The 22031-nt window shown below is 64.7% G+C and carries 23 protein-coding genes; 10 read left to right on the forward strand and 13 right to left on the reverse strand.

Features of this window, described 5'->3' with window-relative positions; translation table 11 throughout:
* Positions 1-7: 7 nt before the first annotated feature.
* Positions 8-1528 (reverse strand): 3-hydroxyacyl-CoA dehydrogenase, encoded by a 1521-nt coding sequence (locus AC1RRP_RS10010; RefSeq protein ID WP_493035696.1) that lies wholly within the window; start codon positions 1526-1528, stop codon positions 8-10.
* Between the two features lie 118 nt (positions 1529-1646).
* Here AC1RRP_RS10010 and AC1RRP_RS10015 point away from each other — a divergent pair, with 118 nt between their 5' ends.
* The gene (locus AC1RRP_RS10015) at positions 1647-2312 is read left to right on the forward strand and encodes a glutathione S-transferase (protein WP_493035698.1); all 666 of its coding nucleotides are present in this window, start codon (positions 1647-1649) and stop codon (positions 2310-2312) included.
* Positions 2313-2334: 22 nt separating this feature from the next.
* Here the strand turns inward: AC1RRP_RS10015 and AC1RRP_RS10020 are convergent, their stop codons facing one another.
* The 3 genes from AC1RRP_RS10020 to lexA all read right to left on the reverse strand — a co-directional run bounded on the left by AC1RRP_RS10020 (position 2335) and on the right by lexA (position 4414).
* Positions 2335-3342 carry a D-2-hydroxyacid dehydrogenase family protein gene (locus AC1RRP_RS10020; protein WP_493035700.1) on the reverse strand — a complete coding sequence of 336 codons (1008 nt, stop codon included), beginning with the start codon at positions 3340-3342 and terminating at the stop codon, positions 2335-2337.
* Positions 3343-3411: 69 nt separating this feature from the next.
* The gene (locus AC1RRP_RS10025) at positions 3412-3699 is read right to left on the reverse strand and encodes a hypothetical protein (protein WP_493035702.1); all 288 of its coding nucleotides are present in this window, start codon (positions 3697-3699) and stop codon (positions 3412-3414) included.
* Between the two features lie 31 nt (positions 3700-3730).
* On the reverse strand, positions 3731-4414 hold the full coding sequence (gene lexA, locus AC1RRP_RS10030; RefSeq protein WP_460488712.1) for a transcriptional repressor LexA: 684 nt from the start codon (positions 4412-4414) through the stop codon (positions 3731-3733).
* Between the two features lie 106 nt (positions 4415-4520).
* On the opposite strand from lexA, the gene AC1RRP_RS10035 reads away from it, so the two are divergent.
* The 3 genes from AC1RRP_RS10035 to AC1RRP_RS10045 are packed head-to-tail and all read left to right on the forward strand — an operon-like array spanning position 4521 to position 6393.
* On the forward strand, positions 4521-5465 hold the full coding sequence (locus AC1RRP_RS10035; RefSeq protein WP_493035704.1) for an asparaginase: 945 nt from the start codon (positions 4521-4523) through the stop codon (positions 5463-5465).
* Between the two features lie 16 nt (positions 5466-5481).
* Entirely contained in the window at positions 5482-5901 is a 420-nt protein-coding gene (locus AC1RRP_RS10040) for a hypothetical protein (protein ID WP_493035706.1), read from the forward strand.
* A gap of 21 nt (positions 5902-5922) precedes the next feature.
* Positions 5923-6393, forward strand: a complete 471-nt coding sequence (locus AC1RRP_RS10045; protein ID WP_493035708.1) for a DUF6152 family protein — start codon at positions 5923-5925, stop codon at positions 6391-6393.
* Positions 6394-6447: 54 nt separating this feature from the next.
* Here the strand turns inward: AC1RRP_RS10045 and adk are convergent, their stop codons facing one another.
* From adk to AC1RRP_RS10075, 6 genes are all read right to left on the reverse strand, one after another.
* Positions 6448-7104, reverse strand: a complete 657-nt coding sequence (gene adk, locus AC1RRP_RS10050; protein ID WP_493035710.1) for an adenylate kinase — start codon at positions 7102-7104, stop codon at positions 6448-6450.
* Between the two features lie 157 nt (positions 7105-7261).
* The gene (kdsB, locus tag AC1RRP_RS10055) at positions 7262-8023 is read right to left on the reverse strand and encodes a 3-deoxy-manno-octulosonate cytidylyltransferase (RefSeq protein ID WP_493035712.1); all 762 of its coding nucleotides are present in this window, start codon (positions 8021-8023) and stop codon (positions 7262-7264) included.
* 4 nt (positions 8024-8027) lie between these two features.
* Positions 8028-8210 carry a Trm112 family protein gene (locus AC1RRP_RS10060; RefSeq protein WP_493035714.1) on the reverse strand — a complete coding sequence of 61 codons (183 nt, stop codon included), beginning with the start codon at positions 8208-8210 and terminating at the stop codon, positions 8028-8030.
* Entirely contained in the window at positions 8191-9222 is a 1032-nt protein-coding gene (gene lpxK, locus AC1RRP_RS10065; protein WP_493035716.1) for a tetraacyldisaccharide 4'-kinase, read from the reverse strand. Before lpxK ends, AC1RRP_RS10060 begins: the two co-directional genes overlap by 20 nt.
* A 5-nt stretch (positions 9223-9227) precedes the next feature.
* Positions 9228-9662, reverse strand: a complete 435-nt coding sequence (locus AC1RRP_RS10070; protein WP_493035718.1) for an ExbD/TolR family protein — start codon at positions 9660-9662, stop codon at positions 9228-9230.
* A complete protein-coding gene (locus tag AC1RRP_RS10075) occupies positions 9659-10294 on the reverse strand; it encodes a MotA/TolQ/ExbB proton channel family protein (protein ID WP_493035720.1) in 636 nt (211 codons plus the stop codon). The genes AC1RRP_RS10070 and AC1RRP_RS10075 overlap by 4 nt, the downstream gene beginning before the upstream one ends.
* 350 nt (positions 10295-10644) lie before the next feature.
* Between AC1RRP_RS10075 and xseA the strand changes: the two genes are divergently transcribed.
* Positions 10645-11946 (forward strand): exodeoxyribonuclease VII large subunit, encoded by a 1302-nt coding sequence (gene xseA, locus AC1RRP_RS10080; RefSeq protein ID WP_493035722.1) that lies wholly within the window; start codon positions 10645-10647, stop codon positions 11944-11946.
* 59 nt (positions 11947-12005) lie between these two features.
* Here the strand turns inward: xseA and AC1RRP_RS10085 are convergent, their stop codons facing one another.
* Positions 12006-12587 (reverse strand): urate hydroxylase PuuD, encoded by a 582-nt coding sequence (locus AC1RRP_RS10085; RefSeq protein ID WP_493035724.1) that lies wholly within the window; start codon positions 12585-12587, stop codon positions 12006-12008.
* Between the two features lie 189 nt (positions 12588-12776).
* Here AC1RRP_RS10085 and AC1RRP_RS10090 point away from each other — a divergent pair, with 189 nt between their 5' ends.
* Complete coding sequence (locus AC1RRP_RS10090; RefSeq protein WP_493035726.1) at positions 12777-13358, forward strand: superoxide dismutase; 582 nt, start codon at positions 12777-12779, stop codon at positions 13356-13358.
* A gap of 331 nt (positions 13359-13689) precedes the next feature.
* Entirely contained in the window at positions 13690-15927 is a 2238-nt protein-coding gene (locus AC1RRP_RS10095; RefSeq protein ID WP_493035728.1) for an NADP-dependent isocitrate dehydrogenase, read from the forward strand.
* Positions 15928-16028: 101 nt separating this feature from the next.
* Here AC1RRP_RS10095 and AC1RRP_RS10100 read toward each other — a convergent pair whose 3' ends face one another.
* Entirely contained in the window at positions 16029-16484 is a 456-nt protein-coding gene (locus AC1RRP_RS10100; protein ID WP_493035730.1) for a DUF192 domain-containing protein, read from the reverse strand.
* 179 nt (positions 16485-16663) lie between these two features.
* Here AC1RRP_RS10100 and icd point away from each other — a divergent pair, with 179 nt between their 5' ends.
* From icd to clpA, 3 genes are all read left to right on the forward strand, one after another.
* Positions 16664-17917, forward strand: coding sequence for an NADP-dependent isocitrate dehydrogenase (gene icd / locus AC1RRP_RS10105; protein WP_493035732.1), 1254 nt, complete (start codon positions 16664-16666; stop codon positions 17915-17917).
* 170 nt (positions 17918-18087) lie between these two features.
* Positions 18088-18447 carry an ATP-dependent Clp protease adapter ClpS gene (gene clpS, locus AC1RRP_RS10110; protein WP_493035734.1) on the forward strand — a complete coding sequence of 120 codons (360 nt, stop codon included), beginning with the start codon at positions 18088-18090 and terminating at the stop codon, positions 18445-18447.
* Between the two features lie 108 nt (positions 18448-18555).
* A complete protein-coding gene (clpA, locus tag AC1RRP_RS10115) occupies positions 18556-20883 on the forward strand; it encodes an ATP-dependent Clp protease ATP-binding subunit ClpA (RefSeq protein ID WP_493035736.1) in 2328 nt (775 codons plus the stop codon).
* 60 nt (positions 20884-20943) lie between these two features.
* On the opposite strand, the gene AC1RRP_RS10120 is transcribed toward clpA, so the two are convergent.
* On the reverse strand, positions 20944-21987 hold the full coding sequence (locus AC1RRP_RS10120; RefSeq protein WP_493035738.1) for an extracellular solute-binding protein: 1044 nt from the start codon (positions 21985-21987) through the stop codon (positions 20944-20946).
* Between the last annotated feature and the right edge of the window lie 44 nt (positions 21988-22031).

Below are 22031 nucleotides of genomic sequence, written 5' to 3' on the forward strand. Positions count from 1 at the left end.
CGAAGTTTCAGTCTTCCTCGTGCAGCAGCGACAGGCCGATGGCCCCGCGCCGGCGCAGCCAGGGGCTGGGACGGTAGCGCGGGTCGCCGTAGACGGTCTGCAGATTGAACAGCACTTCGAGCACATTGGTGGGGCCGTAGCGGTTGCCCATGGCCAGCGGACCCATGGGGTAACCCAGGCCCAGGACGACGGCGGTCTCCAGGTCGGCGGGCGAGCAGATGCGCTGCTGGCAGATGTCGGCCGCGATGTTGACGATGTGGGCGACTACGCGCTGCGTGACGAAACCACCGCTGTCGCGGATCACGCTGATGGCCTTGCCGTCGCGCGCGAAGAGGGCGTGGGCCGCATCGCGCATGTCGGCGCGCGTGGCCGGGTTGGTGGCCAGCACGCGGCGTTTCGTTGCAGCGTCCTCGATCAGCAGGTCGATGCCCACGGTGCGTGCCGGGTCCAGGCGCTCCACCACGGCGACCGTGGTGACGTCGAAGCCCAGCGGGGCCACGATGGTGAGTGCCGTGCCCGAGGGCGACTGTCCGGTTTCGATCTTCGCGCCCAGGTCCTTGAGCAGCTGCAGCAGTTCGGCCCGGCGCGCGGCGCGCGGCGAGACCCAGACCGGTGGCAGCTCGGCCACCTGCGGCGCAGGCCCTTCGGACGCGACCTGGGCCACGTTCTTCTCGTAGCGGTAGAACCCCTCGCCGGTCTTGCGACCCAGCACTCCACCGGCCAGGCGCTGTGCCGTGATGACGCTGGGACGGTAGCGCGGTTCCTCGTAGTACTGGTGGTAGATGGACTCCATCACCGGGTGCGAGACATCCAGCGCGGTCAGGTCCATGAGCTCGAAGGGGCCGAGCTTGAAGCCGGCCTGGTCGCGCAGGATGCGGTCGATGGTGGCGTAGTCGGCGATGCCCTCGCTGACGATGCGCAGCGCCTCGGTGCCATAACCCCGGCCGGCATGGTTGACGATGAAACCCGGTGTGTCCTGTGCCGTCACGGGGGTGTGCCCCATCTGGCGTGCGTATGCCGAGAGGGCGGTGCAGACAGCCGGATCGGTTTTCAGGCCGGCGATCACTTCGACCACCTTCATCACTGGCACCGGGTTGAAGAAGTGGTAACCAGCCACGCGTTGCGGCGACTTCAGCTTGGCGGCAATGGCCGTGATCGATAGCGACGAGGTGTTGCTGGCCAGAACGGCCGTGGCGCCGACGATGCCTTCGAGTTCGGCAAACAGTGCGGCCTTCACGTCCAGGCGTTCCACGATGGCTTCCACCACCAGGTCACAGCTGGCCAGGTCTTGGAGGCTGCTGGCGGCTTGCAGCCTGGTCTTGCAGGCGGTGGCAGCCGATGCTTCGAGACGGCCTTTCTCCACCAGCTTGTCCCACTGCTCGCCCAGCGCCTGTTGCGCTGCGGCAATGGCAGCCGGCTGGCTGTCGTAAAGGGTGACGGTGCTGCCGGCCTGGGCGGCGATCTGGGCAATGCCGCGGCCCATGGCGCCAGTGCCGACGACGGCGATGTGTGCGTAGACGGGTTTCATGGCCAGAATTATCGCCCGGTCGATTGCCCCTCCGGAGTCGCCTGCCGGACTGCTTTTGTCCCTGGTCTCTGGGAAACTCCAGGGACTGGATTCCCCCATCAAAACCCGAGGTGACACGATGACATTGAAGCTTTGCGGATTTGCCGCCAGCAATTATTTCAACAAGGTGAAGCTGCAGTTGCTGGAAAAGGGTGTGTCCTACACCGAGGAGCGGGTCTGGACGGGCAATACCCATCCCTTGCTGGTGGACCGCTCCCCCATGGGCAAGGTACCCTTTCTGGATACGCCGTCCGGTCCGATTTCCGAATCAAGCGCCTGCGCCGAATACATCGAGACGGTGTATCCCCAGCGTCCCTTGCTGCCCGCGGATCCTTATGCGGCGGCCAAGGTGCGGGAGCTGATCATTTACATGGAGCTGCATCTGGAGCTGGTGGCGCGTGATCTCTATGCCGAAGCCTTTTTCGGCGGCAAGGTCAGCGACGGCCTCAAGGAGCGCACCCGCAAGCTGCTGCTCAAGGGCGTTCAGGGCTTCTCGAAGCTGGTGAAGTTCTCGCCCTACGTGGCGGGCTCGGAGTTCACGCTGGCAGACTGTGCGGCAGTGGCCCATCTGCCCCTGGTGACCAGCGCCAGCAAGATCATCTATGGCGAGGATGTGCTGGCGGGACTGCCCGTGCGCGATTACCTCAAGGTCATGGGTGCACGGCCCCATGTGCAGACGGTCAACGCGGACCGCAAGGCCAGCACCGAGCAGATGCTGGCCAAAATTGGCGCCAAGCCGGCCTGAGAGTCTGTTCAGGGTCTCGCGGTCAGCGCCGTACCTTCAACGCATCCGGGTTGGCGATGTTGCTCGGCTTGCCCTGAATGAAGTTCACGATGTTGTCGAAGGCGGCGCCGAAATACATCTCGTAGCTCTCCTGCTCGACGTAGCCGATGTGCGGCGTGCAGATGCAGTTTTCCAGGCGCAGCAGGGCATGGCCTTGCAGGATGGGTTCGGACTCGAAGACGTCGATCGCCGCCATGCCGGGGCGGCCGTGGTTGAGCGCGCTGATCAGCGCCTCGGGCTCGACCAGTTCGGCGCGCGAGGTGTTGACCAGCAGTGAGGTGGGTTTCATCAGCGCCAGGTCGGCGGGCGTGACGATGCCGCGCGTGGCCTCGTTCAGGCGCAGGTGCAGGCTGAGCACGTCGCTTTGCTGGAAGAATTCCTCGCGGCTGGCCGCGGCCTCGTAGCCCTCCTGCACGGCTTTTTCGCGCGAGGGGTCACGGCCCCAGACCAGCACGCGCATGCCGAAGGCGCGGCCGTAGCCAGCCACCATCTGTCCGATCTTGCCGTAGCCCCACAGCCCCAAGGTCTTGCCGCGCAGCACCGTGCCCAGACCGAAGTTGGGCGGCATGGCGGCCGACTTCAGCCCGGATTGCTGCCAGACGCCGTGTTTGAGGTTGCCGATGTACTGCGGCAGCCGGCGCATGGCGGCCATGATGAGCGCCCAGGTCAGTTCGGCGGGTGCCACCGGCGAGCCCGTGCCTTCGGCCACGGCAATGCCGCGTTCGGTGCAGGCTTCGATATCAATGTGGCTGCCCATGCGGCCGGTCTGGGAGATGAGCTTGAGACGCGGCAGTTTTTCTAACAGCTGGCGGGTGATGGGTGTGCGTTCGCGGATCAACACCAGCACGTCGGCATCACGCAATCGGACCGAGAGTTGCCCCAGTCCCTTGACGGTGTTGGTGTAGACCTTGGGGGGGTAGTCGGCCAGTTTTGTAGCGCAATCTAGCTTGCGTACGACGTCTTGGTAGTCGTCCAGAATCACGATATTCATGCCGCTATTGTGCCTCGGCCTCTCCTACGGGCTAACCCGGATGGAGGACGTGGCTGCGGCAGAAACCGTTCAGTGGCGTGCGACTTCGCAGGCGGCCAGGCGGTCAAGTTCGGCGCAGACGTCGGCCATGCGGCCGGAGATCACCATGCGGCCCACCTGCGAGCGGGGCTGGCCGGCTTCCATGACCCGCACCACGCGCAGCGGGCGTTGCATCGGGCGGCTGCGTACGGCGGCCAGGGCCGGGGCGCGTACGGACGGCAGGGTAGGCTCCAGCATGGCGGGACGCCGCGGCACGGCGGGGGCGAGCCAGCGCAGTAGGCCTTGCAGCGGAGTCCAGAGGGCGTAGGCGGTGTTCATCGTTGACCTTTCGGGGCGGGACGCAGCGCGTTCACATGAGCATGGTGTTGCGGATGAGGCCGACAGCCAGGCCCTCGATCTCGAAGGGGTCGCCCGGCTCGACCACGATGGTCTGGTAGTCGGGGTTTTCCGGCAGCAGTTCGATCAGGTGCTTGTTGCGACGGAAGCGCTTGACCGTCACTTCGTCGCCCAGGCGCGCCACCACGATCTGGCCGTTCTTGGCATCCTTGGTGGATTGCACGGCCAGCAGGTCGCCGTCCATGATGCCGGCATCGCGCATGGACATGCCGCGCACCTTGAGCAGGTAGTCGGGCTTGCGCTGGAACAGCGAACTCTCGACGTAATAGGTCTGGTCCACGTGTTCCTGCGCGAGAATGGGCGAACCGGCAGCGACGCGCCCGATCAGGGGCAGGGCGAGCTGGGACAGGTCCGGCATGGGCAGGGAGAATTGCTTGATGCGCGATTCATTGATGGAGCGCAGCGCCTCGCCCTGCAGACGGATGCCACGCGAAGTGCCGCTGACCAGTTCGATCACGCCCTTGCGCGCCAGCGCCTGCAGATGCTCCTCGGCGGCATTGGCGGACTTGAAGCCCAGTTCGGCAGCGATCTCGGCGCGCGTGGGCGGGGCACCGGTGCGCGCGATGGCGCTCTGGATCAGGTCCAGAATCTGCTGCTGGCGGGCGGTCAGCTTGATCGGGTACTGCGGCAGGTCCATCGTCGTGACTCCTGTAGGCGGGAAGGAGACAAGGTACTGTCTCGATATCCAGTAACTGTATTTTTAACCAGTTTTCCGGGAAATGCAAGTGGGGCAAGAAAAAATCGTGGTTTTGGGCACCGGCGGCACCATTGCCGGACTGGCGACCAGCGCCGCCGACAGCCGTGACTACCTGGCCGCGCAGAAGCCGGTGGCCGAGTTGATGACCGGCCTGGCGGCGCCGTCGGGCTTTGCGCTGCTGAGCGAACAGGTGGCCCAGATCGACAGCAAGGACATGGATCTGGTGGTGTGGCAGAAGCTGCTGCAGCGTTGTGTGCACTGGCTGGCGCAGGCCGATGTGCAAGGCCTGGTCATCACCCATGGGACCGATACGCTGGAGGAGACAGCCTTTCTGCTGCAGACCGTGCTGGCACCTCGCAAGCCCGTGGTGCTGACCTGCGCCATGCGACCGGCCAACGCAGTGGACGCCGACGGTCCGCAGAACCTGCGCGATGCCCTGGCGGTGGCGACCACCGCAGGCCCGCAAGGCGTGCTGGCCGTTTGCGCCGGCCGCATCCTTGGCGCGCAGGACGTGCAGAAGGTCCACAGTTCGCGGCTCGACGCCTTCAGCGCAGGGGAGGCCGGTGATCTCGGGCGGGTCCGGCAGGGACGCGTCGAGCGCCGGTGTGACTGGCCCGAGCCGCCTGTTCCGCAGAAGATGCTGCTGGACGTCCTGCTCAAGGCACCGGCACTGCCGCGGGTCGAGATCGTGCTCAGCCATGCCGCGGCCTGCGGCGCCACGGTGGACGCGCTGGTGGATCCGGTCGTCGCCGCGCGCCATGGGGCCCCGCCGGTGCGTGGCCTGGTGCTGGCCGGCACCGGGGGCGGCACCGTGCATCACGAACTGGAGGCCGCCTTGCGGCGTGCGCAGGCGGCCGGTGTGCGCGTGCTGCGCAGCACGCGCTGTGCCGACGGGTTCCTGCAGCCCCGGCCGTCCGACGAGTTTCCCGTGGCGCCCGGTCTGAGCCCCGTCAAGGCGCGACTGGCGCTGATGCTCGAACTCCTGCGCTGAGAGGCGGCCCCGCGTCATGTTCAGCGCCTTGCTCTCCAGTGCCTGGGCCTACCCGGCGCTTGAGGTCGTGCACCTGAGCGGCATCGCCTTGCTTTTCGGCAATCTCGTGCTGCTGGAGCTGCGGGTCTTCGGCCTGGGTGCTGCGCTGCCAGTGCGCGAACTGGCCCGCCTGAGCCTGGGCCTGGCCCTGGCGGGTTTCAGCCTGGCTGCGGCCTCGGGCCTGCTGATGTTCGCCAGCCAGCCGGCCGAGTTGCTGGCCAATCGCGCTTTCTCCCTCAAGATGCTGCTGTTATTGGCGGCGGCGTGTAATGCAGGCTGGTTCCATGGACGGGGCTCCCTGCACAAGCTCGATGGCCTGGCGCGTGCGCAGATGCTGCTGTCCACCCTGATCTGGCTGGCCGTGCTGGTCTGTGGCCGCTGGATTGCCTATCTCTGAGACAGACCACCGGAGTCACGCATGAAACGACGCACCGCGATCAGTCTTGCCCTGCTGCCCGGTCTGCTGCCGCTGGCGCGGGCCCACCATGGCTGGAGCAGCTTCGACCAGGAACGGCCCTTGTATCTGCAGGGGCGCGTGCACAGCGTGCGCTGGCAGAACCCGCATGCCGAACTGGTGCTGGAGCTGCAGTCCCCTTTGATGCTGCCGTCGGACCTGGCGCAGCGCGCCTTGCCGGCGCAGACCGCACCGGTCGATGGCAAGGCCCTGCTGGCGCGGGCCCAGCTGCCCCGTCGCAAGGACCCGCGCTGGGAGATCGAGCTGGCGCCGCTTACCCGCATGCAGGCCTGGAACGTGACACCGCTCAAGGTGGGCGACGTCATGGGCGTGCTGGGTTTCACCTTTCACGAGGAAAAAGGCGAGGCCATCCTGCGTGCCGAGTACCTGTTTGTCGGTGCGCAAATCTACGGGCTGCGTTCCAGCCCAGCCTGAGGCAGAAATGAAAACGCCCTGCAGGGCAGGGCGTTGTCTTGGCGCGCGAGCGTATCAGCCGGCCAGGGCCTGCAGGGCGCGCGCTGTGATGTCCTCCACGCTGCCCATGCCGCTGATGGCGCGGTATTTGGGGGCGGCGGCCGGATCCTGCTTGGCCCAGCTGCTGTAGTAGTCCACCAGCGGGCGAGTCTGGGCGCTGTAGACGTCCAGGCGCTTCTTGACGGTCTCTTCCTTGTCGTCCTCGCGCTGCACCAGCGGCTCACCGGTCACGTCGTCCTTGCCGGCCACCTTGGGCGGGTTGAACTTGACGTGGTAGGTGCGACCCGAGGCGGGGTGCGAGCGGCGGCCGCTCATGCGCTCGATGATGGCCTCGAAGGGCACATCGATTTCCAGCACGTAGTCCAGCTTCACACCCGCGGCCTTCATGGCATCGGCTTGCGGGATGGTGCGCGGAAAGCCGTCGAACAGGAAACCCTTGGCGCAGTCCGGCTGGGCGATGCGTTCCTTGACCAGGTTGATGATCAGGTCGTCACTGACCAGGGCGCCCGATTCCATCACGGCCTTGGCCTGCAGGCCCAGCGGCGTGCCGGCTTTCACGGCGGCGCGCAGCATGTCACCGGTGGAAATTTGCGGGATGCCGTATTTCTGGCAGATGTACGCGGCTTGCGTGCCCTTGCCGGCGCCGGGTGCGCCCAACAGGATCAGTCTCATGGATACCCTCGGATGTTTTGGTGTTCTTAGCCAGCGACAGCACCATGGCGGTGCGTGTCAGCTGCATGACTGAGGCGAGGATAGCATGCCGTAACCGGTATGAAACTTACAGATCCTGGGGCTGTTGCCATCCCCGGGCAGCGACCCTCGGCGCCTTTCAGGCGGCAAACAGCCGGCGTACGCGCGCCAGGTCTTCGGGCGTGTCCACGCCGGCGCCCGGGGCCTGCGGCGTCACGTGCACGGCGATGCGGTGGCCGTGCCACATGGCGCGCAGTTGCTCCAGGGCCTCGGTCACCTCGATCGGGGCCTGCGCCAGCTTCGGGAACAGGCGCAGGAAGCCGGCGCGGTAGCCATAGATGCCGATGTGGCGCAGCGGGGCCGGCTCCGGCAGCGTCTTGACCCCTTGGGCAAAACCGTCACGCCACCAGGCAATGGGCGCACGGCTGAAGTACAGGGCCAGGTCGCGCGCATCCAGAACCACCTTGACCACGTTGGGGTTCACGAAGTCGGCCACCTCGTGGATGGGATGGGCCGCCGTGCTCATGCTGGCCTCGGGGCGCTGGCGCAGCAGTTCAGCCACGGCCGAAACCAGCGCGGGCTCGATCAGCGGCTCGTCGCCCTGCACGTTGACCACCAGCGCGTCATCGGGCAGGCGCAACAGATCACAGGCCTCGGCCAGGCGGTCGCTGCCGCTGGGGTGGTCGACGCGCGTCAGCACGGCTTCGACGCCATGTTGCGCGCAGGCCTGCAGGATCTCGGGGCTGTCGCCGGCCACCACCACGCGTGTGGCACGGTCCAGGCCGCTGCTGACACGCTGGGCCACGCGCACGATCATGGGCAGGCCGGCGATGTCGGCCAGGGGTTTGTTGGGCAGGCGGGTCGAGGCCAGCCGCGCCGGAATCAGGACGGTGAGGCTCATTGAATCAAAGCCCCAGCTCTTCGTCGCTCAGCGTGCGCGCCTCGTTTTCCAGCAGCACCGGGATGCCGTCGCGGATGGGGTAGGCCAGGCGGGCGCTGCGCGAGGTCAGTTCCTGTTTTTCCCGGTCGTACTCGAGCGGGCCCTTGGTCACGGGGCAGACCAGCAGTTCAAGGAGTCGGGTGTCCATGGGGCGATGATAGCCGCGTCGCTTCGAGCAGACGGTCGAGTGCCGCGTAAAAAGCCGGTTCAGGCGCGAAGTTCAGGGGCACGGCCAGCGCGTCGGGGTGGTGGGCCCAGAGCTTGAGCGCATCCTTCTCGGTGCACAGCAGGGTGTAGTCGCGCTCCAGCGGGCGCTGCCAGTGGGCATAGTCGTCGTGGTCGGGGCGTGCCACCGTGAGGGTCAACGGCAGGCCCAGCGCCTGCAGCATGTCGAAGAAGGCCTGGGGCCGCGCCGTGCCGGCGACGGCCAGCAGGGGGCGGCCGTCCTGCGCCAGGGCCACCAGGTCCACCCGGCTGCCATCGATGCGCACCGCCTGGGCGGCCAGCGCACGGCGCGCCGTGTAGCCGGTGAAGGCGGGGCGGTCGCCGGTGTGCAGCACCAGGTCCACATAACGCGGCCAGGGTTCGCGCAGGGGGCCGGCCGGCAGCAGGAAGCCGTTGCCCACGCCCCGGTCGTCGAAGACGCAGATCTCGATGTCGCGCGCCAGGGCGTAGTGTTGCAAACCGTCGTCGCTCACCAGCAAGTCGGTTTGCGGATAGGCCTGCAGCAGGGCCCGCGCGGCCTCGATGCGGCGCGTGGCCACGAAGACCGGCACACCGGTGTTGCGCCGGATCAGGGCCGGTTCGTCACCCACATCGTGCACAGGGCTGTCGTCGCGGACCTCCCGGCAGTCCTGCGTGCGGCGGCCGTAGCCGCGCGAGACCACGCCGGGGTGCAGGCCGCGTGCCTGCAGGTGCTTGACGAGGGCCATGACCACCGGCGTCTTGCCCGCGCCTCCGGCCACCACATTGCCGACCACGATGACAGGCACTGGCAGCACGTGCCGGCGCAGCACGCCGCTCAGGTAAAGGCCCTGGCGCAGGCGCACCAGCAGGCCCATGAGCAGGGAAAGCGGCCACAGGGCCCAGGTCAGGGGGCCGCGTCGCCGCCAGCTGTCGATGAGGGTACGTTGCCAGGACGGCTGGTCAGGGCTGGCCATGGCCTTCAGCGACCGCCTGCCTGCGCCGAGGACTGGGTGGCGAAGGTGATCTGCGTCAGGCCGGCACGGCGTGCCGCCTCCATCACGGTCACGACGGACTGGTGGCGCGCGCTGGCGTCGGCGCTGATGATGACCACGGTGTCCTTGCCGGCCTTGGCCGCCTGCAGCAGGGCCGCGACCATCGCTTCCACGCTGCGGCCTTCGACCGCTGCGCGGTTGACGGAAAAACTGCCTTCGCTGCTGACGGCGACGATGACTTCCTTGGGGTAGTCGCGCTGGGCGTCGGTATCGGCTACCGGCAGGCGCAACTGCATCTCGGTGAACTTGCTGTAGGTGGTCGACAGCATCAGGAAGATCAGGATCACCAGCAGCACGTCGATGAAGGGGATCAGGTTGATCTCCGGTTCCTCGCGGCTGGGGCGGCGGAAATGCAGTCTCATGACGGGCTGCGCAGCGTGGCCAGGTGTTGCAGCAGGCGTTCGCCGGCCTGCTCCAGCGTCAGCAGGTATTCATCGACGCGGGCCCGGAAGTAGCGCCAGAAGATCAGGGCCGGAATGGCGATGATCAGGCCGAAGGCGGTGTTGTACAGCGCGATCGAGATGCCTTGGGCCAGTTGCGCGGGGTTGCCACCGGTGGCGCCACCCGCCGGCGACTGGGAGCCGAAGATCTCGATCATGCCGACGACGGTGCCGAACAGGCCCATGAGGGGCGCCACCGAGGCGATGGTAGCCAGCGCACTGAGATAGCGCTCCAGGCGGTGGGCCACGACGCGGCCGCTGCTTTCCAGGGCGTTGCGTAACTCTTCGTCGCTGCTGCCCGGTTTGGTCTGCAGGGCCTGCAGGCCGCTGGCCAGCACCTCGCCCAGGGCCGAGTTCTTCTCGAGCTGGGCAATGACTTCGGGCGCGGGCAATGCCGTGCTGGAGGCTTTCAGCACTTCGTCCAGCAGTTGCGGGGGCGCGACCTTGGCGGTCTTGAGGCTGAGAAAGCGTTCGATGATCAGGGCCAGTCCCAGGATGGAACAGATGATCAGGGGCCAGATCGGCCAACCAGCGGCTTGTATGATGGAAAACAAAGGGATCCTCCACGCGAATGTGCGTTCCGATTATGACCGAGGCCGATGGACGAAGCGCTGTTGGCGCATCGCTCATGCCCGTTCCGGCCGGCATGCGGCAAAGGCAGCCAGGTAGCCCACAGTTCATGTGGATAACTTTGTGCAGAAGTGTTGGGTAGGTGCTCCGATGCACCTGTTCATGCGCGTTTGCGACAGAACGATGACAAAAAAGGCAGATAAAAAACCAATGAAATCAATGGCTTGCACCGAAAAATCAGGCCCGGAGGCGACCAGTGCCGTGCCCTGTCAACGGCCCACCTGCTGTGGAGTAGTCTGCTGCGCCCACTCGGTCGCGCACCGCATGCTTGCTCATGTCTGAGTTCGACAACCCAGTCGGCACGCCGCGTATCTGGCCGGTTGGCGCGCTGTGCCGCGCCGTTGCTGATGCGCTGGATGCCCGCTTCAATCCTGTCGCGGTGCGCGGAGAGATTTCAGGCTTCAGCCGCGCGTCCAGCGGGCATTGTTACTTTGCGCTGAAGGACGAAAGCGGGCAGATCCGCTGCGCCATGTTTCGCCGCGCGGCCGGTCTGCTGGACTTTGCGCCGCGTGACGGAGAACTGGTGGAGGTGCGCGGTCGCCTGGGTGTCTATGAGCCGCGCGGCGATCTCCAGCTCATCGTCGAGTCGATGTCACGTGCCGGCCAGGGTGCCCTCTTCGAACAGTTCCTCAAGCTCAAGGCCAAGCTGGAAGCCGAGGGCCTGTTTGACGCGGCGCGCAAGCGCGAGTTGCCCCTCCAGCCACGCGGCATCGGCCTGGTGACCTCGCTGGGGGCGGCGGCCCTGCATGACGTGGTCACGGCCCTGCAGCGGCGGGTGCCGCACATCCCGGTTTTTGTGGCGCCGGCGGCGGTCCAGGGGGCGGCGGCGCCAGCCGAACTGGTGGCCGCCCTGCAGCGGCTCTATGGCCTGGCGGAGCAGGGCAGCCCGGCGCTGGACGTCATCCTGCTGGTACGCGGAGGTGGCTCCATGGAGGACCTCTGGGCTTTCAACGACGAGCGCCTGGCCCGTACCCTGGCGCAAAGCCCGGTCCCCGTGGTCAGCGGTGTGGGGCACGAAACCGATTTCACGATCGCCGACTTCGTGGCCGACCTGCGCGCGCCCACGCCCACGGCGGCGGCCGAGCTGGTGGCCGAGGCGCGCAGCGTCTGGCTGGGGGCTCTGGAGCTGATGCAGACGCGCCTGTCCGATGCCGTGGAGCAGCAACTGGACCGCCAGAGCCAGCGCCTGGACCTGGCGGCCAGCCGCCTGGGCCGTCCTTCGGGCTTGGTGGCCCGGCAGCGCCTGGCACTCTCGGCGCAGGCGCAGCGCCTGCGTTATGCCGCGACGCATGGGTTGACCCAGCGCCAGCGCGATCTGCAGCAGTTGGGCAAGGCCTGGCCGCAGTCCGCGCAGCGTGGATTGCAGAGCCGGCAGCAGCGCCTGGAGCGCGCCGGCCTGCGCCTGCAGCTGCTGGACCCGTCTCTCGTGCTGCAACGCGGTTATGCCTGGGTCAGCAATGAACGCCATGAAGCGGTGACCCGTGTGCAGGGGCTGGCTCCTGGCCAGGTCCTGCATCTGCACTTTTCCCAGGGGCAAGCGGACGTCAGCGTCACGGCCATCCGGGACCCGGAGTAAGCGCGTCTTCCAATAGCAAAGGGCCGCGTCCCGCGGCCCTTTTTTCATACCAGCGGGTGTTACAGGCCGCCGTTTTGCTGGGCCACCATGCAGAACAGCATGGGGATGGAGAGCATGGTGTTGAAGCGCGAGATCAGCATGGCCAGGCGGGCTGCCCTGGCCTTTTCAGCCGCTTCCACCGCCACGATGCCCAGGGCCTTCTTCTGGTTCGGCCAGATGATGAACCAGACATTGAAGGCCATCACCAGGGCAATCCACATGCCGATGCCGATGGCCGTGAAAGGCTTCTGCAGCATCAGCGCGCTGCCGATATAGCCGCTCATCGTTGCCAGCAACAGGCCCGTGACGACCGTGGCCAGGGCGGACCAGCGGAACCAGAACAGGGCGGTCGGTGCGATCACCTTGGTCACCGCCGGTTTCTGTTCATCCGGAATCCTGGGCATCGACGGAATCTGCACGAAGTTGAAATACCACAGCAGACCGACCCACATGACACCGCACAGGACGTGCAGCCAGCGCATGACGAAGGTGGCCCAGGCATGGCTGGGGCTCACATTGCCGCCGGCGACCAGTACCAATAGGACCAGCAGCACCACACCCGCCAGTACCGATCGCCCCAGGGATTGGAAGATTGCACCCATGGTTGTCTCCTTTTTTTGTTGACCCAGGTCGAGGATAATTATGACCCAAGGACCGATCGCGCGAGCCGCGCTGCTTGGGCCGTCCACCTTGCCGCCGGCAAGGTTGATCTTGCCGCCTTGCCCTGGCCGAAGAGCTAGTTCTTACAATCGTCGCCTCTGGCCTTTCAACAACAAACCACCGAGGACCTCATGGAACACACCCTGCCCCCCCTGCCTTATGCCATCGACGCCCTGGCACCGCACTACTCCAAGGAAACCCTGGAGTTCCATCACGGCAAGCACCACAACGCCTACGTGGTCAACCTGAACAACCTGCAAAAGGGTACCGAATTCGAGAGCCTGGACCTGGAGTCCATCGTCAAGAAGTCCAGCGGTGGCATCTACAACAACTCCGCCCAGATCTGGAACCACACCTTCTTCTGGAACTGCATGAAGCCCCATGGCGGCGGTGAGCCCACCGGCGCCCTGGCCACGGCCATCAATGCCAAGTGGGGCAGCTACGCCGCTTTCCGCGAAGCCTTCGTCAAGTCGGCCGTGGGCAACTTCGGCTCCGGCTGGACCTGGCTGGTGAAGAAGGCCGACGGCTCGGTCGACATCGTCAACATGGGCGCGGCCGGCACCCCCCTGACCACCGCCGACAAGGCCCTGCTGACGGTGGACGTGTGGGAGCATGCCTACTACATCGACTACCGCAACCTGCGCCAGAAGTTCGTCGAGACCTTCCTGGACAAGCTGGTGAACTGGGACTTCGTGGCCAAGAACTTCGGCTGATTCACGTCTTGGCATCAAAAGGGCCCGAAGGCTGGACCTTCGGGCCCTTTTTGTTTTCTGAAAGCCGACGTAGGCTGGGGGCGCTGGCCGTGAGGTCTGGGGGACGGGACCGCCTTGTGGCGGTCAGTCATGTGTCTTTTATAAGACTTGATAGAAAAAAATAGCAAGATATTTGATGAAAATTTTGCATCGTGAGATTTCGATTCAAAAAATGGGGGCGCGGTCAGAACCCAGAAAGCAAAATCTCTGACCATGGAAAGAGAAAGACTGTGGCCGTTCGGTGAGACAGCGCGAACGGCGGCACGACAACTTGAACTTCTGGAGATATGACATGAGCACCCAGCAACCCACCATCATCTACACCCTGACCGACGAGGCACCGCTGCTGGCGACCAGTGCCTTCCTGCCCATCATCCGCACCTTCGCTGCGCCGGCCGGCGTCAACGTGGTCACCAGCGACATCTCGGTGGCGGCACGTGTGCTGGGCGCCTTCCCGGAATACCTGACCGAGGAACAGCGCGTGCCGGACAACCTGGCCGAACTGGGCCGTATGACCCTGCTGCCGGACACCAACATCATCAAGCTGCCCAACATCAGTGCCTCGGTGGCGCAGCTGGTGGCCTGCATCAAGGAGCTGCAGTCCAAGGGCTACAAGATCCCCGACTATCCGGAAAATCCGAAGACCGAGGAAGAAAAGGCCCTGCGCGCACGTTATGCCAAGTGCACCGGCAGCGCCGTCAACCCGGTGCTGCGCGAGGGCAACTCCGATCGCCGCGCCCCGGCGGCCGTCAAGAACTACGCGCGCAAGAACCCGCATTCGATGGCCGAGTGGAGTCAGGCTTCGCGCACCCACGTGTCGCACATGCACCATGGTGACTTCTATCACGGCGAGAAGTCGCTGACGCTGGACAAGGCCCGCGACGTGAAGATGGAGCTGATCACCAAGAGCGGCAAGACCATCGTGCTCAAGCCCAAGCTGGCCCTGTTGGCGGGCGAGATCATCGACAGCATGTTCATGAGCAAGAAGGCGCTGCTCGAGTTCTACGAAAAGGAAATCGAGGATGCACACAAGACCGGCGTGATGTTCTCGCTGCACGTCAAGGCCACCATGATGAAGGTGTCGCACCCCATCGTGTTCGGTCACTGCGTCAAGATCTTCTACAAGGATGCCTTTGCCAAGCATGGCAAGCTGTTCGACGAACTGGGCGTGAACGTCAACAACGGCATGGTCGATCTCTACAACAAGATCGCCACGCTGCCGCAGTCCAAGCAGGACGAGATCAAGCGCGACCTGCACGCCTGCCATGAGCACCGTCCCGAACTCGCCATGGTCGATTCCGCCAAGGGCATCACCAACTTCCATTCGCCCAACGACATCATCGTGGACGCCTCGATGCCGGCCATGATCCGCCAGGGCGGCAAGATGTGGGGCGCCGACGGCCGCCTCAAGGATGCCAAGGCCGTGATGCCGGAGAGCACCTTTGCCCGCATCTACCAGGAGATGATCAACTTCTGCAAGTGGCACGGCAACTTCGACCCGCGCACCATGGGCACCGTACCCAACGTGGGCCTGATGGCGCAGCAGGCCGAGGAATACGGTTCGCATGACAAGACCTTCGAGGTGTCCGAAGACGGTGTTGCCAACATCACGGACCTGGCCACCGGCGAGGTGCTGCTGTCGCAGAACGTGGAGCAGGGCGATATCTGGCGCATGTGCCAGGTCAAGGACGCTGCGATTCGCGACTGGGTCAAGCTGGCCGTGACCCGCGCCCGCAACTCGGGCATGCCGGCCGTCTTCTGGCTCGATCCCTATCGTCCCCACGAGGCCGAGCTGATCAAGAAGGTCAAGACCTACCTCAAGGACTACGACACCAACGGCCTGGATATCCAGATCATGTCGCAGGTGCGCGCCATGCGCTACACGCTGGAGCGTGTCGTGCGCGGCCTGGACACCATCTCGGTCACCGGCAACATCCTGCGCGACTACCTGACCGACCTCTTCCCCATCATGGAGCTGGGCACCAGCGCCAAGATGCTGTCCATCGTCCCGCTGATGGCCGGTGGCGGCATGTACGAAACCGGCGCTGGTGGTTCTGCGCCCAAGCACGTGCAGCAGCTGGTGGAAGAAAACCACCTGCGCTGGGATTCGCTGGGCGAGTTCCTGGCGCTGGCCGTGTCGCTGGAGGAGTTGGGCATCAAGACCGGCAACGCCCAGGCCAAGATCCTGGCCAAGACCCTGGATGCCGCCACGGGCAAGCTGCTCGATCACAACAAGAACCCCTCGCCCAAGACCGGCCAGCTCGACAACCGCGGCAGCCAGTTCTACCTGGCCCTGTACTGGGCCCAGGAGCTGGCGGCCCAGAAGGAGGACGCGGCCCTGGCGGCCAAGTTCGCCCCCCTGGCCAAGCAGCTGACCGACAATGAGCAGACCATCGTGGCTGAGCTGGCTGCCGTGCAGGGCAAGCCGGCGGACATCGGCGGTTACTACAAACCCGACTTCGCCAAGCTCGACACCGTGATGCGTCCGAGCCAGACGCTGAACGCCGCGCTGGCGTCGGTCAAGGCTTAAGACAAGCCAGCCCACGGGCAAGCCGGAGGGCCGGCTTCGAAGAAGCGATCAGGATGGCGATGCCATCCTGATCGCTTTTGTTTTTGGGCGGTGCTTGTGGGTCAGGGGCGGCGCTCGAAGGGCTGGCCGCCCAGCTTGTGGCCTGCCTTGATGCCACGTTTGGCGAACCAGCCCTGGTTCATCTCCAGCACATAACGCACCGGTTTGGCGGAGCAGTGTGCGTTCGTCGTCTGCGGCTTCATGTCGGCGAGGTTGACGATGGTGCCGTCGTCGGCCACGAAGGCCGCAGTCAGCGGCAGCAAGGTGTTCTTCATCCAGAAGCACTGGGAGGACGGTTGTTCGAAGACGAAGATCATGCCCTCGCTGGCGGGCATCTCCTTGCGGAACATGAGGCCGGTGGCGCGCTGCTCATTCGTGGCGGCCACTTGGGCGTGGATCAGGTGCATGCCTGCCGAAAGCGTGACGCGCGGCAGATGGAGCTGGGGGGATTCCTGCGACCAGCCCAGCCCCGGCAGGGCGAAGAACAGGAAGGTCAGGCGTAGGACGAAACGGTTCATGGAGAGGCGTGAAAGCTGTGGTCCAGGACATTGTCTGTCATTCTCCGAGCGGAGGTGCAGGTCAGTGTCAGGGAAATAGAGACTAGAATTTATTCGCAAGTTCAATTCGACGTGCGCCTGCGGAAATCGCGGGTCGACACCGTCTGTCTACGCACCCCTCACGGAGTTCCACTTCCACCATGTACCAGCACATCCAGGTGCCCAGCCAAGGCCAGAAAATCACCGTCAACGCCGACCTGTCGCTCCACGTGCCGGATGAGCCCATCATCCCTTATATCGAGGGGGATGGCACGGGGCTGGACATCACGCCGGTGATGCTCCGGGTGGTCGATGCGGCTGTGGAAAAGGCCTACGCCGGCCGGCGCAAGATCCACTGGATGGAGGTGTATGCCGGCGAGAAGGCGACCCGGATCTACGGCCCCGATGTCTGGCTGCCGCAGGAAACCCTGGACGTGGCGCGCGAGTACGTGGTGTCCATCAAGGGCCCTCTGACCACGCCCGTGGGCGGAGGCATCCGCTCGCTCAACGTGGCCCTGCGCCAGGAACTCGACCTCTACGTCTGCCTGCGCCCGGTGCAGTACTTCAAGGGCGTGCCTTCGCCGCTCCGGGAGCCCGAGAAGACGAATATGGTGATCTTCCGCGAGAACTCGGAGGACATCTACGCCGGCATCGAGTACGAGGCCGAGTCCGCCCAGGCCAGGAAGTTGATCAAGTTTCTGGTGGACGAGATGGGCGTCAAGAAGATCCGCTTCCCCGATACTTCCGCGATCGGTGTCAAGCCGGTGTCCATCGAGGGCACCGAGCGCCTGATGCGCAAGGCCATACAGTACGCCATCGACAACCACAAACCCAGTGTGACCATCGTGCACAAGGGCAATATCATGAAGTTCACCGAAGGTGGCTTCCGCGACTGGGCCTACGTGCTGGCCCAGAAGGAGTTCGGCGCCGAGCTGATCGACGGCGGCCCTTGGTGCAGGGTCCGGAACCCGAAGTCCGGCAAGGACATCGTCATCAAGGACGTCATTGCCGACGCCTTCCTGCAGCAGATCCTGCTGCGTCCGGCCGAGTACAGCGTGGTGGCTACGCTGAACCTCAATGGCGACTACATCTCCGACGCGCTGGCCGCCCAGGTGGGTGGCATCGGCATCGCGCCGGGTGCCAACCTGTCCGATACGGTGGCCATGTTCGAAGCCACCCATGGCACCGCACCGAAGTATGCCGGCAAGGACTATGTGAACCCGGGCTCCGAGATCCTGTCGGCCGAGATGATGCTGCGCCACATGGGCTGGAAAGAAGCGGCTGACCTGATCATCCGTTCGCTCGAACAGTCCATCCTGAGCAAGAAGGTTACCTACGACTTTGCCCGCCTGATGGACGGCGCCACCCAGGTCAGTTGCTCGGGCTTTGGCCAGGTGATGATCGACAACATGTGATCGCGAGCAGGCGGACTGACCGCTCCCGCGGTCCCGCAATCGCCCCCGGTCTGTTGCCGGCGGCGGTATTTTTCGCGACGGACCTGTTTCTGCACTTGAAGGTTGGCCAGTCCGTCTCCAATTCAACCCCATGCGGGGCGCGCCTGATGCGTGCTCGATAGAATCGATCCATGGCCACGAAATTCCCTGCCAAGCCGCCAGCTCCGCCCGTCCAGCAGCCCCGCCGGGACGAAGGTGGGTCGGTGGTGCTTGAGCGACGGACGCAGAAAGTCAAGCCACCGCAGATGTACCAGGTGGTCATGCTCAATGACGATTACACCCCGATGGAGTTCGTGGTGGTCGTGATCCAGGAGTTTTTCAGCAAAGATCTGGAAACAGCAACCCAGATCATGCTCAAGATCCATCTGGACGGCAAAGCGGTCTGCGGTGTTTATACCAAGGACGTGGCGGCGACCAAGGTCGACCAGGTGCTGGATGCGGCGCACAAGGCGGGGCATCCGCTTCAGTGTCTGTGCGAGCCGGTGGAGTGAAGAAGTCGAGTAAGCAGGGAAAAGTAACTTTTCTTTTAGGCTGGAACTGTTGGACAGTCAGGCGAATCGGATTAAAGTAGATTTGTAAGCAAGGCAAAAGGAAGTCACATGATTGCCCAGGAATTGGAAGTCAGCCTGCACATGGCGTTTGTCGAGGCGCGTCAGCAACGCCACGAGTTCATCACCGTGGAGCATCTGCTGCTGGCCTTGCTCGACAACCCCAGTGCGGCCGAGGTGCTGCGCGCCTGCGCAGCCAATATCGATGACCTGCGCAAGTCGCTGTCGAACTTCATCAAGGACAACACCCCGCAGGTGGCTGGTACCGACGACGTCGACACCCAGCCCACGCTGGGGTTCCAGCGCGTGATCCAGCGCGCCATCATGCACGTGCAGTCCACGGGCAGCGGCAAGAAAGAGGTGACCGGCGCCAATGTGCTGGTGGCCATCTTCGGCGAGAAGGATTCGCATGCCGTCTACTACCTGCACCAGCAGGGCGTGACGCGCCTGGACGTGGTCAACTTCATCGCCCACGGCATCAAGAAGAGCGATCCCCCCGAAACCGGCAAGTCCAGCGAAAGCGCGGGTGAGGCGGAGGAGGGCGCAGCCGCCGAGAAGGGCGACAGCAAGGCCTCGCCGCTGGAGCAGTACACCCAGAACCTCAACCAGGCAGCCAAGGACGGCAAGATCGATCCGCTGATCGGTCGCGAGTACGAGGTCGAGCGCGTGATCCAGATCCTGTGCCGCCGGCGCAAGAACAACCCGCTGCTGGTGGGTGAGGCCGGTGTCGGCAAGACGGCGATTGCCGAAGGCCTGGCCTGGCGCATCGTCCAGAAGGACGTCCCTGAGATCCTGGCCGAGGGCAATGTCTACTCGCTGGACATGGGCGCCTTGCTGGCGGGCACCAAGTACCGCGGTGACTTCGAGCAGCGCCTCAAAGGGGTGCTCAAGTCCCTCAAGGACAAGCCCAACGCCATCCTGTTCATCGACGAGATCCATACCCTGATCGGGGCGGGTGCCGCTTCGGGTGGCACGCTGGACGCGTCCAATCTGCTCAAGCCAGCCCTCTCCAGCGGCCAGCTCAAGTGCATCGGTGCGACCACCTTCACCGAGTACCGGGGCATCTTCGAGAAGGACGCTGCGCTGTCGCGTCGTTTCCAGAAGGTCGACGTGGTGGAGCCCACCGTGAGTGAGACCATCGACATCCTCAAGGGCCTGAAGTCGCGCTTCGAGGAGCATCACAACGTCAAGTACGCCAATGCGGCACTGCAGGCGGCGGCCGAACTGTCGGCCAAGTACATCAACGACCGCCATCTGCCTGACAAGGCCATCGACGTGATCGACGAGGCGGGTGCCGCCCAGCGCATCCTCGCGCCGTCCAAGCGCAAGAAGACCATCGGCAAGACCGAGGTCGAGGAAATCGTGGCCAAGATTGCCCGCATCCCCCCGGCCAACGTGTCCAACGACGACCGCAGCAAGCTGCAGACCATCGAACGCGACCTGAAGAGCGTGGTGTTCGGCCAGGACAAGGCGCTGGAAGTGCTGGCGGCCGCTGTCAAGATGGCGCGCTCCGGCCTGGGCCGTGCCGACAAACCGATCGGCTCCTTCCTCTTCAGCGGGCCTACGGGCGTGGGCAAGACCGAAGCGGCCAAGCAGCTGGCCTACATCATGGGCATCGAGTTGATCCGCTTTGACATGTCGGAGTACATGGAGCGCCACGCCGTGAGCCGCCTGATCGGTGCCCCTCCGGGTTACGTCGGTTTCGACCAGGGCGGCCTGCTGACCGAGGCGGTCACCAAGAAGCCGCACGCCGTGCTGCTGCTCGATGAGATCGAGAAGGCGCACCCGGACATCTTCAACGTGCTGCTGCAGGTCATGGACCACGGCACGCTGACCGACAACAACGGGCGCAAGGCCGACTTCCGCAACGTCATCATCATCATGACGACGAATGCGGGGGCCGAGACCATGAACAAGTCGACCATCGGCTTCACCAACCCGCGCCAGGCCGGCGACGAGATGGGCGATATCAAGCGCCTGTTCACGCCCGAGTTCCGCAACCGCCTGGATGCCATGGTCAGCTTCAAGGCCCTGGACGAGAACATCATCCTGCGCGTGGTGGACAAGTTCCTGCTGCAGCTCGAAACCCAGCTGGCCGAGAAGAAGGTCGAAGTCACCTTCACCGACAAGCTGCGCAAGCACCTGGCGAAGAAGGGCTTCGACCCGCTCATGGGCGCTCGCCCGATGCAGCGCCTGATCCAGGACACGATCCGCCGGGCACTGGCCGACGAGTTGCTCTTCGGTCGCCTGACCGACGGTGGCCGTCTGACGGTGGACCTGGATGACAAGGACGAGAGCAAGACCGAAGTCCTGCTCGATATCCAGCCCTTGCCCAAGAAGGAAGGCAAGGCCAAGCCTGAAGAGGCCACAGCCGACTGACCCTCAGTCGCCCAAAAAAAAGCCGGCCTGAGGCCGGCTTTTTTCATGCGTGCGGGGCGATCAGCGGAAGCCCGCGCGATCCAGCATCTGCTGCACCTTGACCGAATTCTTGCCGACCACGCTGATCGGGATGGTTTCGCTCTTGAAGCTGTTGCCCCCCATGGCCTGTAACGCCGGGTTGTCCAGCTTCACACCCTTGGCAGTCGGCCATTCGTTGTTGCCGTTGGCGAAATGCTCCTGTGCCTGCGGGCTGGCCAGGTACTCCAGGAATTTCACGGCGTTGGCCGGGTTCTTGGCATGCCTGGCCACGGCACCGCCGGCGATGTTGACATGTGTACCCCAGCTGGACTGGTTGGGGAAGACCACGCCGACGCGTTCGACCACGGCCTGGTCTTCGGGCTTGCCGGAGCGCATCAGTCGCGCCAGGTAATAGGTGTTGGTCACGGCCACGGCGCATTCGCCAGAGGCCACCGCGCGGATCTGGTCGGTGTCGCCGCCCTTGGGCGCGCGTGCCATGTTGTCCACCATGCCCTTGAGCCAGGCTTCGGTTTTCTGCTCGCCCAAGTGTTCGAGGACGGCGCCGAACAGCGAGAGGTTGTAGGGGTGCGAGCCGGAGCGTATGCACAGGCGGCCCTTGTTCTTGACGTCCCCGAGTTCTTCGTAGGTATCGACGTCGTCGCGCTTGACCTTGATCTTGTCGTAGACGATCACGCGTGCCCGGGTCGAGAAGCCGTACCAGGCCGAGCCGCTGTCGCTGCTCGCCGCGCCGCGCAGTTGCGCCGGAATGGCCGTGTCCAGGACGGCTGATTTGACGGGCTGGAACAATCCGTCGGCCTCGCCGCGCCACAGGCGGGCTGCGTCAACCAGCAGAATCACGTCGGCCGGTGAGGCGGAGCCTTCGGCGCGCAGACGGGCCAGAATGCCGGCATCATCGGCGTCGACGCGGTTGATGCGGATGCCGGTGGTGCGGGTGAACTGGCTGTAGAGTGCTTCGTCGCTGGGGTAATGACGGGCGGAATAGATGTTGACCACCTGTTCCTGGGCCAGTGCCGGGCTGCTTGCGAGCAAGGACAGAAGGGAGAGGGAGAAAATTCGTTTGAGCATGGTGAGTGTGCTTGAATCAGAACCCAGATGATATACAAAATGCA

The sequence above is a fragment of the Hylemonella sp. GW821-FHT12C09 genome (genome assembly GCF_058807395.1).

Bases quoted from the DNA above. Each gene is read 5' to 3' on its own strand.
- AC1RRP_RS10010 (WP_493035696.1), bottom strand. From the start codon at position 1,528: ATGAAACCCGTCTACGCACACATCGCCGTCGTCGGCACTGGCGCCATG.
- AC1RRP_RS10015 (WP_493035698.1), top strand. From the start codon at position 1,647: ATGACATTGAAGCTTTGCGGATTTGCCGCCAGCAATTATTTCAACAAG.
- AC1RRP_RS10020 (WP_493035700.1), bottom strand. From the start codon at position 3,342: ATGAATATCGTGATTCTGGACGACTACCAAGACGTCGTACGCAAGCTA.
- AC1RRP_RS10025 (WP_493035702.1), bottom strand. From the start codon at position 3,699: ATGAACACCGCCTACGCCCTCTGGACTCCGCTGCAAGGCCTACTGCGC.
- lexA (WP_460488712.1), bottom strand. From the start codon at position 4,414: ATGGACCTGCCGCAGTACCCGATCAAGCTGACCGCCCGCCAGCAGCAG.
- AC1RRP_RS10040 (WP_493035706.1), top strand. From the start codon at position 5,482: ATGTTCAGCGCCTTGCTCTCCAGTGCCTGGGCCTACCCGGCGCTTGAG.
- AC1RRP_RS10045 (WP_493035708.1), top strand. From the start codon at position 5,923: ATGAAACGACGCACCGCGATCAGTCTTGCCCTGCTGCCCGGTCTGCTG.
- adk (WP_493035710.1), bottom strand. From the start codon at position 7,104: ATGAGACTGATCCTGTTGGGCGCACCCGGCGCCGGCAAGGGCACGCAA.
- kdsB (WP_493035712.1), bottom strand. From the start codon at position 8,023: ATGAGCCTCACCGTCCTGATTCCGGCGCGGCTGGCCTCGACCCGCCTG.
- AC1RRP_RS10060 (WP_493035714.1), bottom strand. From the start codon at position 8,210: ATGGACACCCGACTCCTTGAACTGCTGGTCTGCCCCGTGACCAAGGGC.
- lpxK (WP_493035716.1), bottom strand. From the start codon at position 9,222: ATGGCCAGCCCTGACCAGCCGTCCTGGCAACGTACCCTCATCGACAGC.
- AC1RRP_RS10070 (WP_493035718.1), bottom strand. From the start codon at position 9,662: ATGAGACTGCATTTCCGCCGCCCCAGCCGCGAGGAACCGGAGATCAAC.
- xseA (WP_493035722.1), top strand. From the start codon at position 10,645: ATGTCTGAGTTCGACAACCCAGTCGGCACGCCGCGTATCTGGCCGGTT.
- AC1RRP_RS10085 (WP_493035724.1), bottom strand. From the start codon at position 12,587: ATGGGTGCAATCTTCCAATCCCTGGGGCGATCGGTACTGGCGGGTGTG.
- AC1RRP_RS10090 (WP_493035726.1), top strand. From the start codon at position 12,777: ATGGAACACACCCTGCCCCCCCTGCCTTATGCCATCGACGCCCTGGCA.
- AC1RRP_RS10095 (WP_493035728.1), top strand. From the start codon at position 13,690: ATGAGCACCCAGCAACCCACCATCATCTACACCCTGACCGACGAGGCA.
- AC1RRP_RS10100 (WP_493035730.1), bottom strand. From the start codon at position 16,484: ATGAACCGTTTCGTCCTACGCCTGACCTTCCTGTTCTTCGCCCTGCCG.
- icd (WP_493035732.1), top strand. From the start codon at position 16,664: ATGTACCAGCACATCCAGGTGCCCAGCCAAGGCCAGAAAATCACCGTC.
- clpS (WP_493035734.1), top strand. From the start codon at position 18,088: ATGGCCACGAAATTCCCTGCCAAGCCGCCAGCTCCGCCCGTCCAGCAG.
- clpA (WP_493035736.1), top strand. From the start codon at position 18,556: ATGATTGCCCAGGAATTGGAAGTCAGCCTGCACATGGCGTTTGTCGAG.
- AC1RRP_RS10120 (WP_493035738.1), bottom strand. From the start codon at position 21,987: ATGCTCAAACGAATTTTCTCCCTCTCCCTTCTGTCCTTGCTCGCAAGC.